We start from the raw sequence: 15609 nt of genomic DNA, 5'->3' as shown, positions 1-15609 counted from the left end.
ACACAAAAAAACAAAAAACAAGAGCCACACACGCGTCAAGGCACTGTTGAATTCTCAAAGAACACACCCACCAACCGGCAGGCACACCAACCACAGACCCTCGGAAACACACCCAAAGACCCTGCGATTGAGGCACTTTCCAATCTAACACCCGGGATCACGCCTCCCCGAAGGGGGGTGCCCATCGATGCCGACAGGATCGCACCAATTTTGTTCAAGCTTCAACGATGAAACCCAGCCAACTTCGCAGTCGACTGTACTCACCGCTCCGGAGTCCGTCGAACACGACCTCCAGAGACCGACCTCGCGTCGACAAGAACTAATTTACACGGCACCCCTCCCGGTGTCAAGCGGGCCCAAAGTGCCGCCGGTCGAAGCGAAGGAGCAGGTCCAACGCTCCGCCGTTGCACCTGCGACCGTACTAGACCAACCGCACACCGGCCGTGTGACGCTTACCACGACGCAGTACCAACCAGGTCCCGTGCAGCAGGTCCTCCTTGGCCGGACACCAGGTGTCGTCCCGCACCTTCACGTTGTTCACGTAGGCGCCGCCCTCGTCGATCGTGCGACGCGCGGCCTTGCGTCCGGTGACCAGACCGCTCTCCACGAGCAGGTCCACGATGCTCGGCTGGTCGGAGAGCCGCAGTCGTACGTTCGGCACTTCCGCCAGCGCCGCGTCGAGCGTCCCCGCGTCCAGCTCCCCGAGGTCTCCCCGTCCGAACAGCGCCCGACTCGCTGCGATCACCTGCTCGGTGGCGGCCGTCCCGTGAACCAGCGTGGTGAGCTCTTCCGCGAGCTTGCGCTGCGCCAGCCGCTCACTCGGACGCTCGAGCGTCGCCTGCTCCAGCTCCTCGATCTCCGCGCGCTCCAGGAAGGTGAACAATCGCAGGTACTTGCCCACGTCCGCGTCGGCGGCGTTGAAGAAGTACTGGTACCAGGCGTAGGGCGAGGTCATCCCCGGGTCCAACCAGAGGTTGCCTCCCCCGGTGGACTTGCCGAACTTGCGCCCCTCCGAGTCCGTGACCAACGGCATGGTGAGCGCGTGCGCGGTGATGCCTTCCTGCCTGCGCAGCAGGTCCACCCCTGCGACGATGTTGCCCCACTGGTCGGAGCCACCGAGCTGAAGACGCGTGCCGTACCGCCGGTAGAGCTGCACGTAGTCGTTGGCCTGCAGCAGCATGTAGCTGAACTCGGTGTAGGACATGCCGTCCGTCTCCAACCGCCTCTTGACGGTGTCCCTGGACAACATCGCGTTGAGCGGGAAGTGCTTGCCCACGTCGCGCAAGAAGGCGGTCACCGACAACTCGGCTGTCCAGTGGACGTTGTTCTCCATGACCGCACCGGTGGCCGAGTCGTCGAAATCGACGAAGAGCCCGAGCTGCCGACGGATCCCCTCGGTCCACTCGGAGATCACGCTCTCGTCGTGCAGACTGCGCTCCCCCACGTCGCGCGGGTCGCCGATCAGACCGGTGGCGCCGCCGGCGAGAACCAGCGGACGATGCCCGGCGCGCTGGAAACGACGCAGCGTCAGCAACGGAATCAAGTGACCGGCATGCAGGCTCGGTCCGGTCGGGTCGAAGCCCGCGTACAACGTGAGTGGCGATGAGTCGAGATCACGCCGCAACGATTCGAGATCGGTGGTCTGTGCGACCAACCCGCGCCAGGAAAGCTCGTCAAGGATGTGCTCACTCACGGTTCCAGTCTCGCTCACCTCCGAAGCGCGCTCCCAGCCGGGGCCCGGACGACGCGGAGGTTCCGCTTCGGCGCCCCCACGGCGCCCCGGACGGAAGACATCAGTCAGACGCCGTCCCGCACCCGACGTCGCCCGCCTCGCCGGTACGAGCTGACGGCGGGTGAACCGTGCACCCAGGAACGCCAGGGAAGCTCGGTGGCGGTGGAGACACCCACCCTGGGGCCGCTGCGGACCTCCTCGTCACCGACCTCTGCTCCGCGGAACAAACGCAGCGACGAGTCTCCGGCTACGAGGTCCGTGCCGTTGTGCTCACGGGTGATCCCCAGCACCCCGGCCAGCCGAGCCGGACCGCTGGCCAGTGCCGTGTCCTTGCGAACGGCGGGACGCCGATTGCGGGCAAGCGCGGCACCGCTCAGGACCTCCCCCGCACGCAGGAGCACGGCTCCCGGAACACCGTCCTGCGAGCAGACCACGTTGATGCAGAAGTGCATCCCGTAGACGAAGTAGACGTACAGGTGTCCGGCCGGGCCGAACATGACCGAATTGCGCGCGGTACGTCCCCGGTAGCAGTGCGACGCGGGGTCGTCCCCTCCGCGATACGCCTCCACCTCCACCAATCGCACACCGACCTCTCCCTCGGGAGAGGTCGACCACAACTCGCTGCCGAGCAGGCAACGCGCCACGCGGAGGGGATCCCGGGCGAGTTCGGAACGTGTCAAATCAGTCACGGTGGTGACACTACCGGGAAATCGAACGCTTCCGGCGGAGACCGCGCCCACCCCGCTCACGGCCCTGGAACCGCGCGGTGGGCGAAACGGTGATCAACCCGGCAGCCAGGCACGGTGCTCGGCCACCCGCTCCGCCACGCGAGCCGCCTGCTCGGCGACCCTGGCAGGCGCGGTACCACCGCGCGAGTTCCGGGCCCTCACGGACCCCTCCACGGTCAGCACCTCGCGCACCTCGCTCGTGAGTTCGGGATGCGCGTCCGCCAGCTCCGCGTCGGTGAGCTCGCCGAGTCCGACACCGCGTTCCTCGGCCACACGCACGCACTCCCCGGAGGCCTCGTGAGCGACACGGAACGGCACCCCGCGCCTCACCAACCACTCGGCCAGGTCGGTCGCCAGCGTGAACCCGGAGGGAGCCATCTCGGCCATGCGCTCGGTGTGGAAAGTCAGGCTCCCCAGCATTCCCGCCATCGCGGGCAACACCATCTCGAGCTGATGCACCGAGTCGAACAGTGGCTCCTTGTCCTCCTGCAGATCCCGGTTGTAGGCGAGTGGCTGTGCCTTGAGGCTGGTCAACAAGCCGGTGAGATTTCCGAGCAGCCTCCCGGACTTCGCCCGGGCGAGCTCGGCCACGTCCGGATTCTTCTTCTGGGGCATGATCGAGCTGCCCGTGGCCCAGGAGTCGTGCAGCGTTATGTAGCCGAACTCTGCCGTGTTCCACAGCACCACTTCCTCGGCGATCCGGGAGAGGTTCACCCCGAGCATCCCGAGGCCGAAAGCGGCCTCCGCCGCGAAGTCCCGGGCCGAAGTCCCGTCCATGGAGTTGTCCACCCCGTGCTCGAATCCCAGCTCGGTGGCTATGGCATCGGGATCCAGGCCGAGCGAGGACCCGGCCAGCGCACCGGATCCGTACGGGGACACCGCGGTCCGCGCGTCCCAGTCCCGCAACCTCTCGACGTCACGCAGCAGCGCCTGGGAGTGCGCGAGCAGGTGGTGCGCCAGCAGCACGGGTTGCGCGTGCTGCAGGTGGGTCCGCCCAGCCAGCACGGCGTCGGGGTGACTCGCCGCCTGCTCCCGCAGCGCGTCGACGACGTCGAGGGTCGCCGCGACCACTCTGCGCACGGCATCCCGCAGCCACATCCTGAACTGGGTGGCCACTTGATCGTTGCGCGAGCGCCCCGCACGCAGTTTGCCGCCCAGTTCCGCGCCGACGCGTTCGAGCAGACCGCGTTCCAGCGCGGTGTGCACGTCCTCGTCCTCCGGTGCGGGCCGGAAACGGCCGGCCCGCACGTCCTCCGACAGCTCGTCGAGGCCCGCCAGCATCCGGTCGAGCTCCTCGGCCGTCAGCAGGCCGGCGCTGTGGAGCACCCGGGCGTGCGCGGCCGAGCCCGCGATGTCGTACGGGGCCAGGCACCAGTCGAAATGGGTGGACAGACTGAGCGCGGCCATGGTTTCCGAGGGACCGGACGCGAATCGTCCTCCCCAGAGCATCGTAGGTCGCGACTGGTCGTCCACGGAGTTCTCCTGTTCGGACACGCGAAGTTCCTCGAGAGTGAAGTACGGGCACGGTCGACGGCGGTGAGCGGGGGCCGCGGGACGTACCGGAAACGCCCCCGCCCGGTGCTCAGCTGTACTGCTCGCGCTTGGAGGCGATCTTGCTGGGAAGGCCCCACAGCTGAACGAAGCCCTTGGCCAGTTCCTGATCGAAGCTGTCGCCCTCGTCGTAGGTGGCGAGGTTGAAGTCGTACAACGACTGGTCGCTGCTGCGGCCGGTCACCACGGCGTTGCCGTTGTGCAGCGTCATCCTGATCTGACCGGAGACGTGACGTTGCGTGTCGGCGATGAAGGAGTCCAGCGAGCTCTTCAGCGGGGAGAACCACAGGCCGTCGTAGACGAGTTCGCCCCAGCGCTGCTGCACGGTCCGCTTGAACCGGGCCTGGTCCCGCTCCAGAGTCACCGCTTCGAGCTCACGGTGCGCCGTGATCAGCGCCAACGCTCCGGGAGCCTCGTAGATCTCCCTGCTCTTGATGCCGACGAGCCGATCCTCGACCATGTCGAGCCTGCCCACGCCCTGGGCGCCCGCCCTCCGGTTCAGCTCGGTGACCGCCTGCAGTGGTGTGACGGCGGCTCCGTCGATCGTCACCGGCACCCCGCGGTCGAAGCCGATCACGACCTCGTCCGGCTCCCGCTGCTGCGTGGGATCCGCGGTGTAGGAGTAGACGTCCTCGATCGGGGCGTTCCAGATGTCCTCGAGGAAGCCCGTTTCCACCGCGCGGCCCCAGACGTTCTGGTCGACCGAGTAGGGCGACTTGTTGCTGACGTCGATCGGCAACCCGTTCCGTTCGGCCCAGGAGATCGCCTTCTCCCTCGTCCAGGCGAAGTCGCGCACCGGTGCGAGCACCTTCATCTCCGGGGCGAGCGCGCCGATGCCCACCTCGAAACGGACCTGGTCGTTGCCCTTGCCGGTGCAGCCGTGCGCCACGGTGTCCGCACCGTGCTCCCTCGCAGCGTCGGTGAGGTACTTGGCGATCAACGGCCTGGACAGGGCCGAGACCAGCGGGTACTGGTCCATGTACATGGCGTTGGCCTGCAGCGCGGGCAGGCAGTACTCTTCCGCGAACTCGGCGCGTGCGTCCGCGACCACGGCCTCGGCGGCGCCGCAGGCCAGTGCGCGCTTGCGGATCGTCTCCAGGTCCTCGCCGCCCTGCCCCACGTCGACCGCGACGGCGACGACCTCGGCGTTCGTCTCCTCGGCGATCCAACCGATGGCCACGGAGGTGTCCAGTCCTCCGGAGTACGCGAGTACGACCCTGTCACTCATGATTCTGCTCCTCGTACGGTGTGGTCCTGTCGTGCCGCACCGCCCGCCCACGGGCGGAGTCCTCGGCATCCTGGGTTGAATTCGATTGTTGCGCGGCGAGTTCGCGCAGTCGTTCCGCGAGCTCGCCGCCGGTGAGGGGTTCGCGCGCCACCACCATCAGCGTGTCGTCACCGGCGATGGTGCCCGCGACCTCCTCCATGGCCGATCGGTCGATGGCGCTGGCGAGGAACTGCGCGGCTCCCGGCGGGGTCCGCAACACGGTGAGGTTGCCGGATCCCTCCGCGCTGACCAGCAGGTCCCCGAGTAATCGGCTCAACCGAGCGGTACCGCCCTGAACCCCCTGGACCGGACTACCGTCCTCCGGGATGACGTAAACCGGCTGACCGCCGTCCGGTCCCCTGAGCTTGACCGCACCGAGCTCGTCGAGGTCCCTGGAGAGCGTGGCCTGGGTGACGTCTATGCCGTCCTCGGCCAGCAGTCCAGCCAGTTCGGTCTGGCTGCGGATCTCCTTGCCGGTGACCAGTTCGACTATGCGCGCCTGACGCGCCACCCTCGTGGTCATCGTCGCTGCACCAACCAAGTCAACAGCGCCTTCTGGGCGTGCATCCTGTTCTCGGCCTCGTCGAACACCGCGCTGGACGGCCCGTCCAGCACCTCGTCGGTGATCTCCCACCCGCGGTGGGCGGGCAGACAGTGCAGCACGCTGGTCTCCTCCTTGCCCGTGGCCGCGAGCAGCTCGGCGTTGAGCTGGAAGGGCCGGAAAGGTCCCACCCTGTCCTTCCCGTCGTTCTCCTGCCCCATCGAGGTCCACGAATCGGTCGCCACGACGTCCGCTCCGGACACGGCCCCGGTCGGGGAGTCGAAGACCTCCACGGAACCGCCGGTCTCGGCCGCGCGCTTCCGCGCCGCGTCTAGCACCCACTGCTCCGGCGCGAAGCCGTGCGGGGCCGCCGCGCGAACGTTCATGCCCGCGGTCGCCCCGCCCACGAGCAGGGAATGCGCCATGTTGTTGGCACCGTCACCCAGATAAGTGAGCGTCAGCCCGGGCAACGGGCCGTGGCGCTCCCGGACGGTCTGCAGGTCGGCGAGGACCTGGCAGGGGTGGAACTCGTTGGTCAACGCGTTGACGACGGGGACGTCCGAAGCCGAGCTCATCGCGTCGATCCGCGCCTGGGCGAAGGTTCGCCAGACCACCGCGTCGACGTAGCGGGCGAGCACGCGAGCGGTGTCCTCGATCGTCTCCTCCCGCCCGAGCTGCATCGTTCGGGCGTCGACCACCACGGGGTGTCCTCCGAGCTGCGCTATCCCCGTCTCGAAGGAGAGCCGTGTCCTGGTGGACGTCTTCTCGAAGATGACGGCGACCGATTTCGGCCCGGCCAGGGGTGTTGAGCTCCCCCGTCCGTTCTTGAAGTCGTCCGCCAGCTCGAGAATCTCGAGCTGTTCGGCGGGACTCAGGTCGTCGTCCCGCAGAAAGTGCCGCAGTGTCATCGGGTTCCCTCTTCTCCGCCTGTGGACATCGAAAGCGCCTCGGACAACACCTCGCCCAGGTCACGGACGAACCGCTGTGCCTGCTGCCGTTCGAGGACCAGCGGCGGCGCCAGTCGTACCGCGTCCGGACGGACGGGGTTGAGCAGGTAGCCACGCTGTCGTGCCGTCTCCACCACCACGGAAGCGAGCTTTTCGTTGAGCTCGACGGCGATGAGCATCCCCGCCCCGCGTACTTCCCCGACCAGCGGGTGGCCGAGTCGCTCGATCATGGTGACCAGCTCCTCGCCCAGCCCGGTTCCGTGGCGGAGCAGCTGTTCGGACTCGATCGTGTCCAACACGGCGAGCGCCGCCGCGCAGCAGACCGGGTTGCCGCCGAACGTGGTGGCGTGCTGGCCCGGGTTCAACATGGCGGCCGCCTCACCGATCCCGATGCACGCCCCCAGGGGCAGTCCGCCCCCGAGCCCCTTGGCCAGGGTGAGCACATCGGGCAGCACGCCTTCCCGCTGGAAGGCGAACCAGTGTCCGGTGCGACCGATCCCCGTCTGCACCTCGTCGAGGACCAGCAGGGCACCCGCGCGGTCCGCGATCTCCCGTGCCGCCCGCAGATACCCCTCGGGGGGAATGACGATCCCGGCTTCCCCCTGGACGGGTTCGAGCACTATCGCCGCGGTGTCCTCGTTCACCGCCGCCTCGAGCGCGGCGGTGTCCCCGAAGGGGACGTGCTCGACGCCGGTGGGCAGTGGTTCGAAGGGCTCCCGTTTGGCGGGCTGTCCCGTCAACGCCAGCGCGCCCATCGTCCGCCCGTGGAACCCTTCGGAGGCCGCCACCACTCCGGGACGCCCGGTACGCCGGGCGATCTTGAACGCGGCCTCGTTCGCCTCCGACCCCGAGTTGCAGAAGAACACACGCCCGCTCTCGGGGACTCCGATCAGCGTGAGCAGTCGCTCGGCCAGCCGCAGCTCCGGCTCGTGGCTGTAGAAGTTCGAGACGTGGCCGAGTGTCGCGATCTGCTCGCTCACCGCCCGCGTCACGGCCGGATGGGCGTGACCGAGCACGTTGACGGCGATGCCGCCGAGGAGATCGAGGTAGGTGTGCCCCTCGACGTCGGTGACCTCGCAACCGGAACCGCTGACCAGTTCCAGCGGCGGTGTGCCGTAGGTCTGCATGATCGATTCCCGCCAACGCCGTGCCGCGCCGGCGTTGTCGTTGCCTCCGGAGGACATCAGTTCTCGTCCTTTCCTGGTTCTGGTTCTGGCGGAACGACCATGGTTCCGATGCCCTCACTCGTGAACACCTCGAGCAGCACCGAGTGAGCCAACCTGCCGTCGATCACGTGCGCCCTCGGCACTCCCCCGGAAACGGCCTGGAGGCAGGCCTCCATCTTGGGGATCATCCCGGATGCCAACGTCGGCAGCAGGGAACGCAGCCGTCGGGTGTCCAGGCTGGAAACCAGCGAGTTCCGGTCCGGCCAGTCGGTGTAGAGCCCTTCCACGTCGGTGAGGACCACCAGTTTCTCCGCACCGAGCGCCTCAGCCAGTGCTCCCGCGGCCGTGTCGGCGTTCACGTTGTGCACCACCCCGTCGGCGTCCGGGGCCACGGTGGAGATCACGGGGATCCGTCCCGCCGCGATGAGGTCGAGCACGGCCGCGGGGTCGACGCTGTCGACGTCACCGACCAAACCGATGTCCACCGGCTCACCGTCCACCACAGCGTTGCGCCTGCGCGCGGTGAACAGCTGGGCGTCCTCTCCGGACATTCCCACCGCGTGCGGACCGTGCTGGTTGATCAGGCCGACGAGTTCGCGACCGACCTGTCCGACCAGCACCATCCGGACGACTTCCATCACCTCGGGAGAGGTCACGCGGAGTCCGCCGCGGAACTCCCCCTGCACACCGAGCCTGTCCAGCATGCTCGTGATCTGCGGACCGCCGCCGTGCACGACGACCGGCCGCAGCCCCGCCAGCCGCAGAAAGACCATGTCCTCGGCGAAAGCCCGCTTGAGCGTTTCGTCGGTCATCGCGTTGCCGCCGTACTTGACCACCACCGTCGCGCCGCGGAAACGCTCCAGCCACGGCAGCGCCTCGGTGAGCACACCGGCTTTCCCGGCCGCGTGGGCCAACCGTTCATCGGCTCGTGTCTCGGTCATGAGGAGTAGGCGCTGTTCTCTTCGACGTATCCGTGGGACAGATCGGTGGTGAGCACGGTCGTTTCGTGCTCACCGAGCCCGAGGTCGATCACGATCTCGATCTCGCGGCCGGACAGGTCGACCTCGCTCCGGTCGACCACCGGGGTGCCCTCCGAGTACAGCGTCACCCCGTTCGCGGCGATCTCCATGCGGTGCGCGTCCATCTCGACGTCGGAACGCCCCACCGCCATGGCGATGCGTCCCCAGTTCGGATCCGATCCGAACAACGCGGTGCAGACCAGGTTGTCCTCGGCGACCAGCCGCGCGAGGTGAACTGCGTCGGACTCCCGCAGGGTCCCGCGCACCGTGATGTCGACCGCCTTCGTGGCTCCCTCGGCGTCGTACTGCAGCTGGCGGACCAGGTCGTTGCACGTCTCGGTGAGCAGTTCGGTGAGTTCCCCGGCTTCGGGGGCGACTCCTGAGGCCCCGGAGGAGAGCAGCAACACCGTGTCGTTGGTGGAGGTCCCCCCGTCGACGTCCAACCGTTCGAAAGTCGTACCGGCGGCCTGCCGCAACGCCGCGTTCAGCGTGTCACCGTCGACGACGGCGTCGGTCGTCACCACGGCCAGCATCGTCGCCAGGTTCGGGGCGATCATCCCCGCTCCCTTGACCATCCCCCCGACGGAGAAGCCCGCGCCGTGTTCACGGAAAGCCTGCTTGGGTCCCGTGTCGGTGGTCAGCACGGCGGTGGCCGCGTCGGTGGCCGCACGCTCGGAATCGGCGAGCCCGGCAACGGCGACCGGCACACCGCTTCGTACGGCGTCCATGGGTAACCGCTGTCCGATGAGACCGGTGGAGCAGACGGCCACGTCGATGGCCCCGATGCCGAGCTCCTCGGCGACCTTCTCCGCCGTGGCATGGGTGTCCTGGAATCCTTCCGGTCCCGTGCACGCGTTCGCGCCCCCGGAGTTGAGCACCACCGCGTGGAGCCGCCGCTCGCGCAGCACCTGTTCGGACCAGAGGACCGGAGCCGCTTTCACCTTGTTCGTGGTGAACAGTCCGGCGGCCTCCCTGCGGGGGCCGTCGTTGACGACCAGGGCGAGGTCCGCCGAGGAGCCCTGCTTTATTCCCGCGGCCACACCGGAGGCCCGGAATCCGCCGGGGCCGGTCACCCCGCCCCGCACCGCGTGCTCCCCCGCCCCGGGAGACGTGCCGTCGATCTCGTCGTGGGTGCTCAATGTTCTCCTTCGGCGTGGTCGACCACGGTGTGCTCCGCCGCTCGCAGGGCGTGGACCGCTGCCGCCAGCGACCCCGCGGGGACGAGAATCCAGTCCGTTTCGAAGGTGGCGAGCGTGAACACGCTGATCCCCGCCTCGGCGAGAGGGTTCAGAACGCTCGCGAGGACGCCCGTCAGCTCGAAATCCAGCGGACCGACCACCTCCAGGACCCGAAAGGGCCCCTGGCAGTTCGAGTTCCCGGAGTCGCCGGCGGCCTGCTCGTAGTCGAGCACCAGCGTCCTGCTCCCGGCAGTGTTCAGCTCGGCCGTCAGCGGAGCGGAAAGCCCTGGTTTCGGTTCCGCGCCGGCCTTCGGGGCGGTCACCGCGAGTCGTTGCCCGTGGACCCGCAGGGTCAGGTTCTTCACGGGGCCACCCCCGACAGCGGCAGACCGGTTTCCTCCGGCAGGTCCAGCGCGAGATTCATGCACTGCACAGCCCCACCCGCCGTTCCCTTGGTGAGGTTGTCCTCGGCGCCGACCGCGACCACTCTGCCCGCGTCGACGTCGACGGTCACCTGCAGCTGTACCGTGTTGGCCCCGATCGTGGCCGAGGTCTGTGGCCACTGCCCTTCGTCGAGCACGTGGACGAACGGCTCGTCCGCGTAGGCCGCCAGGTAGCTCTCCCTGACCCGGTGCGCGTCGACGTCGTCCCGCAGCGGAGCGCTGCAGGTGGCCAGGATTCCCCTGGGCATGGGAGCCAGCACCGGAGTGAACGAGACCTTCACCCGCTCACCGGCGACCGCACTGAGGTTCTGCACCATCTCCGGGGTGTGCCGATGCGCTCCTCCCACGCCGTAAGCACTGGCCGAGCCCATCACTTCCGCGGAGAGCAGGTGGGACTTCAGCGCACGTCCCGCCCCGGAGCTGCCGGTCGCGGCCACGACCACGGCCTCGGGGCCCACCGCGTGAGCGGCGAAAGCGGGCGCCAAGGCCAGCGAGACCACCGTGGGGAAGCACCCGGGGACAGCGATGCGGGCGGCCCCGCGCAGTTTCGTCCTCGCTCCGGGCAGTTCCGGTACGCCGTACGGCCAGCTCCCCGGATGGCGCCCGCCGTACCACCGCTGCCAGTCGTCGGGGTCCTCGAGCCGGTGATCGGCTCCGCAGTCGATCACCACGGTGTCGCCGAGTTCGGCGGCGAGTTCGGTGGAATGCCCGTGCGGCAGCGCGAGAAACACCACGTCGTGCCCGGCGAGCACTTCCGTGCTGGTCTCCTCCAGCTTCCGGTCGGAGAGCGCGACCAGGTTCGGGTGGTGCTCACCCAACGAACTCCCGGCACTGCCTCCCGCCGTGAGCGCACCGATCTCCACCTGCGGATGCGCGAGAAGCAGCCGGAGAAGCTCACCGCCCGCGTAACCGCTCGCACCGCCCACAGCCACCCGTATAGCCATACGAATGATTATGCACAACCATGCAATATCAATCAAGCGTTTTCGACAGTTACTCGCGTTACTCCGTAAGAACTTCCAGCAGAAGGCCTCGCCCGGCTCCGGTACTCAGCCCACGCGGCCCGAGTGGTTCGGAGTGCGTGAGTCGGAGGCACCGCACACCGGGGCGCGAACCTCCCGGCGGTTCGCCGATCCACCTTCCTGGGCCTTCCGGGAGCTTCCGGGACCGGACAAAAATCGGGTGACCGGCCCGTCACCGGACCGGTCACCCGAATGTCCCCACTGTGCGTCGGGAGCGCTCACCCCCGCAGCGTGGCCCCGAAGCGCTCGTTCGCCGCGGTGAGAGCGGCGTCCCGAACCTCGGTCGCCTCCTGCTGTGTCAACGTGCGATCCGAAGCACGCAGCTGCAGCGCGAAGGCCAACGACTTCTTGCCCGCACCGAGCTGCTCCCCCGTGAAGACGTCGAACAGACGGATCTCCTCGACGAGACCGCCACCACCCGTCCGCAGCGACTCGGCGAGCTCCGCGGCGGGAACCCCCTCGTCGACCACCAGAGCGAGATCGAGACGGACCGGCGGGTAGGACGAAACCACCGGTGCCGGCCTGCTCTCGGTCAACGGCAACGCGTCCAGATCCAGCTCCATCGCGCAGGTGCGCTTCGGCAGCTCGAGCGCTTCGATCACCTTCGGGTGCAGCTCCCCGGCGTGGCCGACCACGGTGCCGCCCACCGTGAGCTCGGCACAACGCCCCGGGTGCCACGGTGGATTCTCCCCGGCGGAAACGCCCAGGGACACCCCGACCGTGTCCGCGACCAGCCGCGCGGCCTGCACGGCATCGGCCCAGCCTGCCGCTCGTCCGGAACCCCACCAGCCGGAACGCTCCCGCTGCCCGGTGAGCACCACTCCCACGTGCTTCGGCTGTGCAGGCATCGCGGAGCGCAGTTCCGCCAGACTCTCCTCGGAGGGCCGGGTTTCCACGCCCAGTTCCGGAACGGCCCGCTGCTCCTTCTCCGGCAACACCACCTGACCGATGTGAAACAAAGCGAGATCGCGCCGACCGCGGGACAGATTGCGCTGCAACGAGTCCAGCAGTCCCGGCAGCAGAGTGGTGCTGATCAGGGAGCGGTCGGCTTCGAGAGCGTTCGCCGCGCGCAGCGCGTTGCGCCTGGGGTCGCTGTCCTCCAGCCCGAAGGCGTCGAGGGTCTCCTCCCCCGTGAACGGGAAGGGCAGCACCTCGACATAACCGTCGTGCGCCAGCGCCCGGGAAACCGCGCGCTGGCGCAGCTGCGCCGCGTCGAGGCCGTCCCCGGCCGGAGCAGCGGGCACGACGGAGGGAATCGTGTGGTACCCCTCCAGGCGCAGCACCTCTTCGACCAGGTCGGCGGGCTGGGACAAGTCGGGGCGCCAGCTCGGCGGAGTGGCCGTGACCACACCGACCCCGTCCGCGGAGGTGCCCACCTCGATCCGGCACCCGATCTGGGTCAACCGCTGCACGGTGACCCCGCGTTCGTAGCGCACGCCCGCGATCCGGTCCGGCAGCGCGAGCGGCATCGTCACCGGAGCGGGCGCGATCGGCTCACCGACATCAGTACGGCCCGCGCTGATCGTCGCCTCGCCGTACTCGACGAGCAGTCGAGCCGCTCGTTCGGCGGCTACCGCGGCGACCGCGGGATCCACGCCACGCTCGAACCGTTTCCCCGCCTCGCTGGGAAGACGGTGCCTGCGAGTCGTACGCGTGATGCTCGCGGCGTCCCAGTTGGCCGCCTCCAGCAGGACGTCGTTGCTGTCCCTCCCGATCTCGGTGCTGGCCCCGCCCATGACACCGGCCAGCGATACGGGCCCGGAGTCGTCGCAGATGACGATGTCGTCCGGATCCAGCTCGCGCCGCACATCGTCCAGCGTGGTCAGGGTCTCGCCCGCAGCGGCGCGCCGCACGACCACGTCACCGGAGACCTTGGCCGCGTCCCAGGCGTGCAGCGGCTGGCCGAGCTCCAGCATGACGTAGTTGGTCACGTCCACGGGCAACGAGATCGAACGGACCCCGGCCAGGGCGAGTCGACGCTGCATCCACCAGGGCGTGGGGGCGGCGGGGTCGACACCGGTCAACCGACGGAACACGAACCGTGAGCAAGCGGTCTCGTCCTCGATGCGCACGACTCGCGAGGGGCGGTCGTCATCCGGGATCGAACGGTTGGCCGGGTCCCCGAAAGGCACGTCCAAAGCGTTGGACAGCTCACGGGCCAGGCCGCGAACCGAGAAGCAGTACCCCCTGTCCGGGGTGATCGACAGCTCGATGACCGAGTCGTCCAGACCGACGATCTCGCCCGCGTCGCTTCCCGGATCGGCCGATCCCGGAGGCAGCACCAGGATGCCGTCGTGGTCCTCACCGATCCCCAGTTCGCGAGCCGAGCAGATCATGCCCTCGCTGACCCGGCCGTAAGTCTTGCGCTCGGTGATCTCGAAGTCTCCCGGCAGCACCGCTCCGGGCAGCGCCACCACGACCAACGAGCCCGCGCTGAAATTGGTGGCACCGCACACGATGCCCCGAATCCGCTCCTCGCCCGTCTCGGACTCCCCGACCTCGACCCGGCAGTAACGAACGGGCTTCTTGAAACCGGTCAGCTCTTCGACCTCGGCGACCCGGCCCACGACGAGGGGGCCGGTGATCGGGGTGAGGTGAGTGACCTCTTCCACTTCCATTCCGATGCGCACGAACGCCTCGGCCAAGGTCTCCGCGCTCGTTTCCTCGGACAACTCAAGATGCTCGGCCAGCCAGGAAACCGGAATCCGCACTGGATCGCAGCCCTTCTCTCGATCATGGTGGGGTCAGAAGTACCGATGAACGCCCGGTCCACCGGCCGGACTCAGTACTCGATGCCGAACGCCTCGGTGAATCGGACATCCCCCTCGACCATGTCCCGCATGTCGGGGATGCCGTTGCGGAACTGCAGCGTCCGTTCCAGCCCCATACCGAAAGCGAATCCGGAGTAGGTCTCGTGATCGACCCCGGAGGCACGAAGCACGTTCGGGTGGACCATGCCGCAGCCGCCCCACTCGACCCAGCCGGCTCCCCCCTTCTTCTCGGGGAACCAGACATCGACTTCGGCCGAGGGCTCGGTGAACGGGAAAAAGCTCGGCCTGAACCGGGTGCGCGACTCGGGTCCGAACATGGAACGGGCGAAAACGTCCAGCGTTCCCTTGAGATGGGCCATGGTCAGCCCCTCGTCGACAGCCAGCCCCTCGACCTGGTGAAACACCGGTGTGTGCGTGGCGTCGAGCGCATCGGTACGGAACACCCTGCCCGGGGAAACCCGGTACACGGGGGGTTCGCTGTTCAGCAGCGCACGCACCTGCACCGGGGAGGTCTGGGTTCGCAGCACCAGCCCCGAGTCCTCCGGGGCCACGTGGAAGGTGTCCTGCATGGTGCGGGCCGGGTGATCCTTGCCGAAGTTCAGCGCGTCGAAATTGAACCACTCGGCTTCCAGCTCCGGACCCTCCGAAACCTGCCACCCCATCGCCACGAACCCATCCGATATGCGCTCGATGAGCTGGGTGATCGGGTGCCGCGAACCGGAGGGAACACGATCGGTGGGAAGCGTCACATCGACTGTTTCCTCCCTCAGCACCCGCTCGTCACGCTCGGCCTGCAACTCGGCGTGCCGCTTGTCGAACTCCTCCTGGATCACCCGGCGCGTCTCGTTGACCCGTTTTCCCGCGTCCGCCTTCGCCTGCGGGGGCAGCGCCCCGATCTCACGACGCGCGGTCAGCACCGGGGAACGCTCCCCCAGATGAGCGGGTTTGGCGGCGGCCAGCTCGTCGAGATCCGCGGCGTCCTCGAAGGCCTTGCGGGCGTCGTCGACCGCGCTTTGCAGCGTCTCCGGTGCGAGCGCGACGACCTCCTTCGGGTCGTACGGGTCGTTGGCTCCAGACATCGTCGCTGTGTAACTCCCGTATCCGACGGCCCGCTCACGCGAACCGATCTTGACGTGTGAAAACTCTTTCCCTGCTCGTGGACAGTCTATGCGATGCCCGCGAACTCCCCTGCGCCGTCACGAGCGAGTTCGATCACGGTGGGGCGGAGAACTGCCGTGCCTCCG

14 protein-coding genes are annotated in these 15609 nt (G+C 68.3%); 1 reads left to right on the top strand and 13 read right to left on the bottom strand.

Annotated features, from left to right (window positions below):
- Positions 1-231, top strand: a 231-nt coding sequence (locus FHR84_RS21975) for a hypothetical protein (RefSeq protein WP_218862372.1), incomplete at its 5' end; no start/stop codon positions are given.
- A gap of 190 nt (positions 232-421) precedes the next feature.
- On the opposite strand, the gene tyrS is transcribed toward FHR84_RS21975, so the two are convergent.
- The 13 genes from tyrS to pheS all read right to left on the bottom strand — a co-directional run bounded on the left by tyrS (position 422) and on the right by pheS (position 15444).
- Positions 422-1693: a tyrosine--tRNA ligase gene (tyrS, locus tag FHR84_RS08365; protein WP_179534864.1), complete on the bottom strand. Its 1272-nt coding sequence runs from the start codon at positions 1691-1693 to the stop codon at positions 422-424.
- 104 nt (positions 1694-1797) lie between these two features.
- Entirely contained in the window at positions 1798-2412 is a 615-nt protein-coding gene (locus tag FHR84_RS08360) for a DNA-3-methyladenine glycosylase (protein ID WP_218862582.1), read from the bottom strand.
- 102 nt (positions 2413-2514) lie between these two features.
- Positions 2515-3909 (bottom strand): argininosuccinate lyase, encoded by a 1395-nt coding sequence (gene argH, locus FHR84_RS08355; protein WP_218862580.1) that lies wholly within the window; start codon positions 3907-3909, stop codon positions 2515-2517.
- A gap of 133 nt (positions 3910-4042) precedes the next feature.
- Positions 4043-5239: an argininosuccinate synthase gene (locus tag FHR84_RS08350; protein WP_179534861.1), complete on the bottom strand. Its 1197-nt coding sequence runs from the start codon at positions 5237-5239 to the stop codon at positions 4043-4045.
- Positions 5232-5801, bottom strand: a complete 570-nt coding sequence (locus FHR84_RS08345; RefSeq protein ID WP_179534860.1) for an arginine repressor — start codon at positions 5799-5801, stop codon at positions 5232-5234. Before FHR84_RS08345 ends, FHR84_RS08350 begins: the two co-directional genes overlap by 8 nt.
- Positions 5798-6727 (bottom strand): ornithine carbamoyltransferase, encoded by a 930-nt coding sequence (gene argF, locus FHR84_RS08340; protein ID WP_179534859.1) that lies wholly within the window; start codon positions 6725-6727, stop codon positions 5798-5800. Before argF ends, FHR84_RS08345 begins: the two co-directional genes overlap by 4 nt.
- Positions 6724-7950 carry an acetylornithine transaminase gene (locus FHR84_RS08335; protein WP_179534858.1) on the bottom strand — a complete coding sequence of 409 codons (1227 nt, stop codon included), beginning with the start codon at positions 7948-7950 and terminating at the stop codon, positions 6724-6726. The genes argF and FHR84_RS08335 overlap by 4 nt, the downstream gene beginning before the upstream one ends.
- On the bottom strand, positions 7950-8873 hold the full coding sequence (argB, locus tag FHR84_RS08330) for an acetylglutamate kinase (protein WP_179534857.1): 924 nt from the start codon (positions 8871-8873) through the stop codon (positions 7950-7952). Before argB ends, FHR84_RS08335 begins: the two co-directional genes overlap by 1 nt.
- Positions 8870-10072, bottom strand: coding sequence for a bifunctional glutamate N-acetyltransferase/amino-acid acetyltransferase ArgJ (gene argJ, locus FHR84_RS08325; RefSeq protein WP_425489877.1), 1203 nt, complete (start codon positions 10070-10072; stop codon positions 8870-8872). The genes argB and argJ overlap by 4 nt, the downstream gene beginning before the upstream one ends.
- A 14-nt stretch (positions 10073-10086) precedes the next feature.
- Positions 10087-10494 carry an ACT domain-containing protein gene (locus FHR84_RS08320; protein ID WP_218862370.1) on the bottom strand — a complete coding sequence of 136 codons (408 nt, stop codon included), beginning with the start codon at positions 10492-10494 and terminating at the stop codon, positions 10087-10089.
- Positions 10491-11516 carry an N-acetyl-gamma-glutamyl-phosphate reductase gene (gene argC / locus FHR84_RS08315; RefSeq protein ID WP_179534856.1) on the bottom strand — a complete coding sequence of 342 codons (1026 nt, stop codon included), beginning with the start codon at positions 11514-11516 and terminating at the stop codon, positions 10491-10493. Before argC ends, FHR84_RS08320 begins: the two co-directional genes overlap by 4 nt.
- Positions 11517-11812: 296 nt before the next feature.
- Positions 11813-14305 carry a phenylalanine--tRNA ligase subunit beta gene (gene pheT / locus FHR84_RS08310; protein WP_179534855.1) on the bottom strand — a complete coding sequence of 831 codons (2493 nt, stop codon included), beginning with the start codon at positions 14303-14305 and terminating at the stop codon, positions 11813-11815.
- Positions 14306-14376: 71 nt separating this feature from the next.
- The gene (gene pheS / locus FHR84_RS08305) at positions 14377-15444 is read right to left on the bottom strand and encodes a phenylalanine--tRNA ligase subunit alpha (protein WP_179534854.1); all 1068 of its coding nucleotides are present in this window, start codon (positions 15442-15444) and stop codon (positions 14377-14379) included.
- Between the last annotated feature and the right edge of the window lie 165 nt (positions 15445-15609).

Origin of the sequence: Actinopolyspora biskrensis (assembly GCF_013408175.1) — a bacterium.
GTDB lineage: Bacteria > Actinomycetota > Actinomycetes > Mycobacteriales > Pseudonocardiaceae > Actinopolyspora > Actinopolyspora biskrensis.
The sequence above is the reverse complement of the archived record's forward strand: the minus strand, read 5'-3'. Positions and strand labels throughout refer to the sequence as shown.

What these genes read in the sequence shown, in the direction of transcription:
- FHR84_RS08345 (WP_179534860.1), bottom strand. Translation starts at nt 5,801, where the DNA reads ATGACCACGAGGGTGGCGCGTCAGGCGCGCATAGTCGAACTGGTCACC.
- FHR84_RS08335 (WP_179534858.1), bottom strand. Translation starts at nt 7,950, where the DNA reads ATGTCCTCCGGAGGCAACGACAACGCCGGCGCGGCACGGCGTTGGCGG.
- argH (WP_218862580.1), bottom strand. Translation starts at nt 3,909, where the DNA reads ATGCTCTGGGGAGGACGATTCGCGTCCGGTCCCTCGGAAACCATGGCC.
- argC (WP_179534856.1), bottom strand. Translation starts at nt 11,516, where the DNA reads ATGGCTATACGGGTGGCTGTGGGCGGTGCGAGCGGTTACGCGGGCGGT.
- argF (WP_179534859.1), bottom strand. Translation starts at nt 6,727, where the DNA reads ATGACACTGCGGCACTTTCTGCGGGACGACGACCTGAGTCCCGCCGAA.
- argB (WP_179534857.1), bottom strand. Translation starts at nt 8,873, where the DNA reads ATGACCGAGACACGAGCCGATGAACGGTTGGCCCACGCGGCCGGGAAA.
- FHR84_RS08350 (WP_179534861.1), bottom strand. Translation starts at nt 5,239, where the DNA reads ATGAGTGACAGGGTCGTACTCGCGTACTCCGGAGGACTGGACACCTCC.
- pheS (WP_179534854.1), bottom strand. Translation starts at nt 15,444, where the DNA reads ATGTCTGGAGCCAACGACCCGTACGACCCGAAGGAGGTCGTCGCGCTC.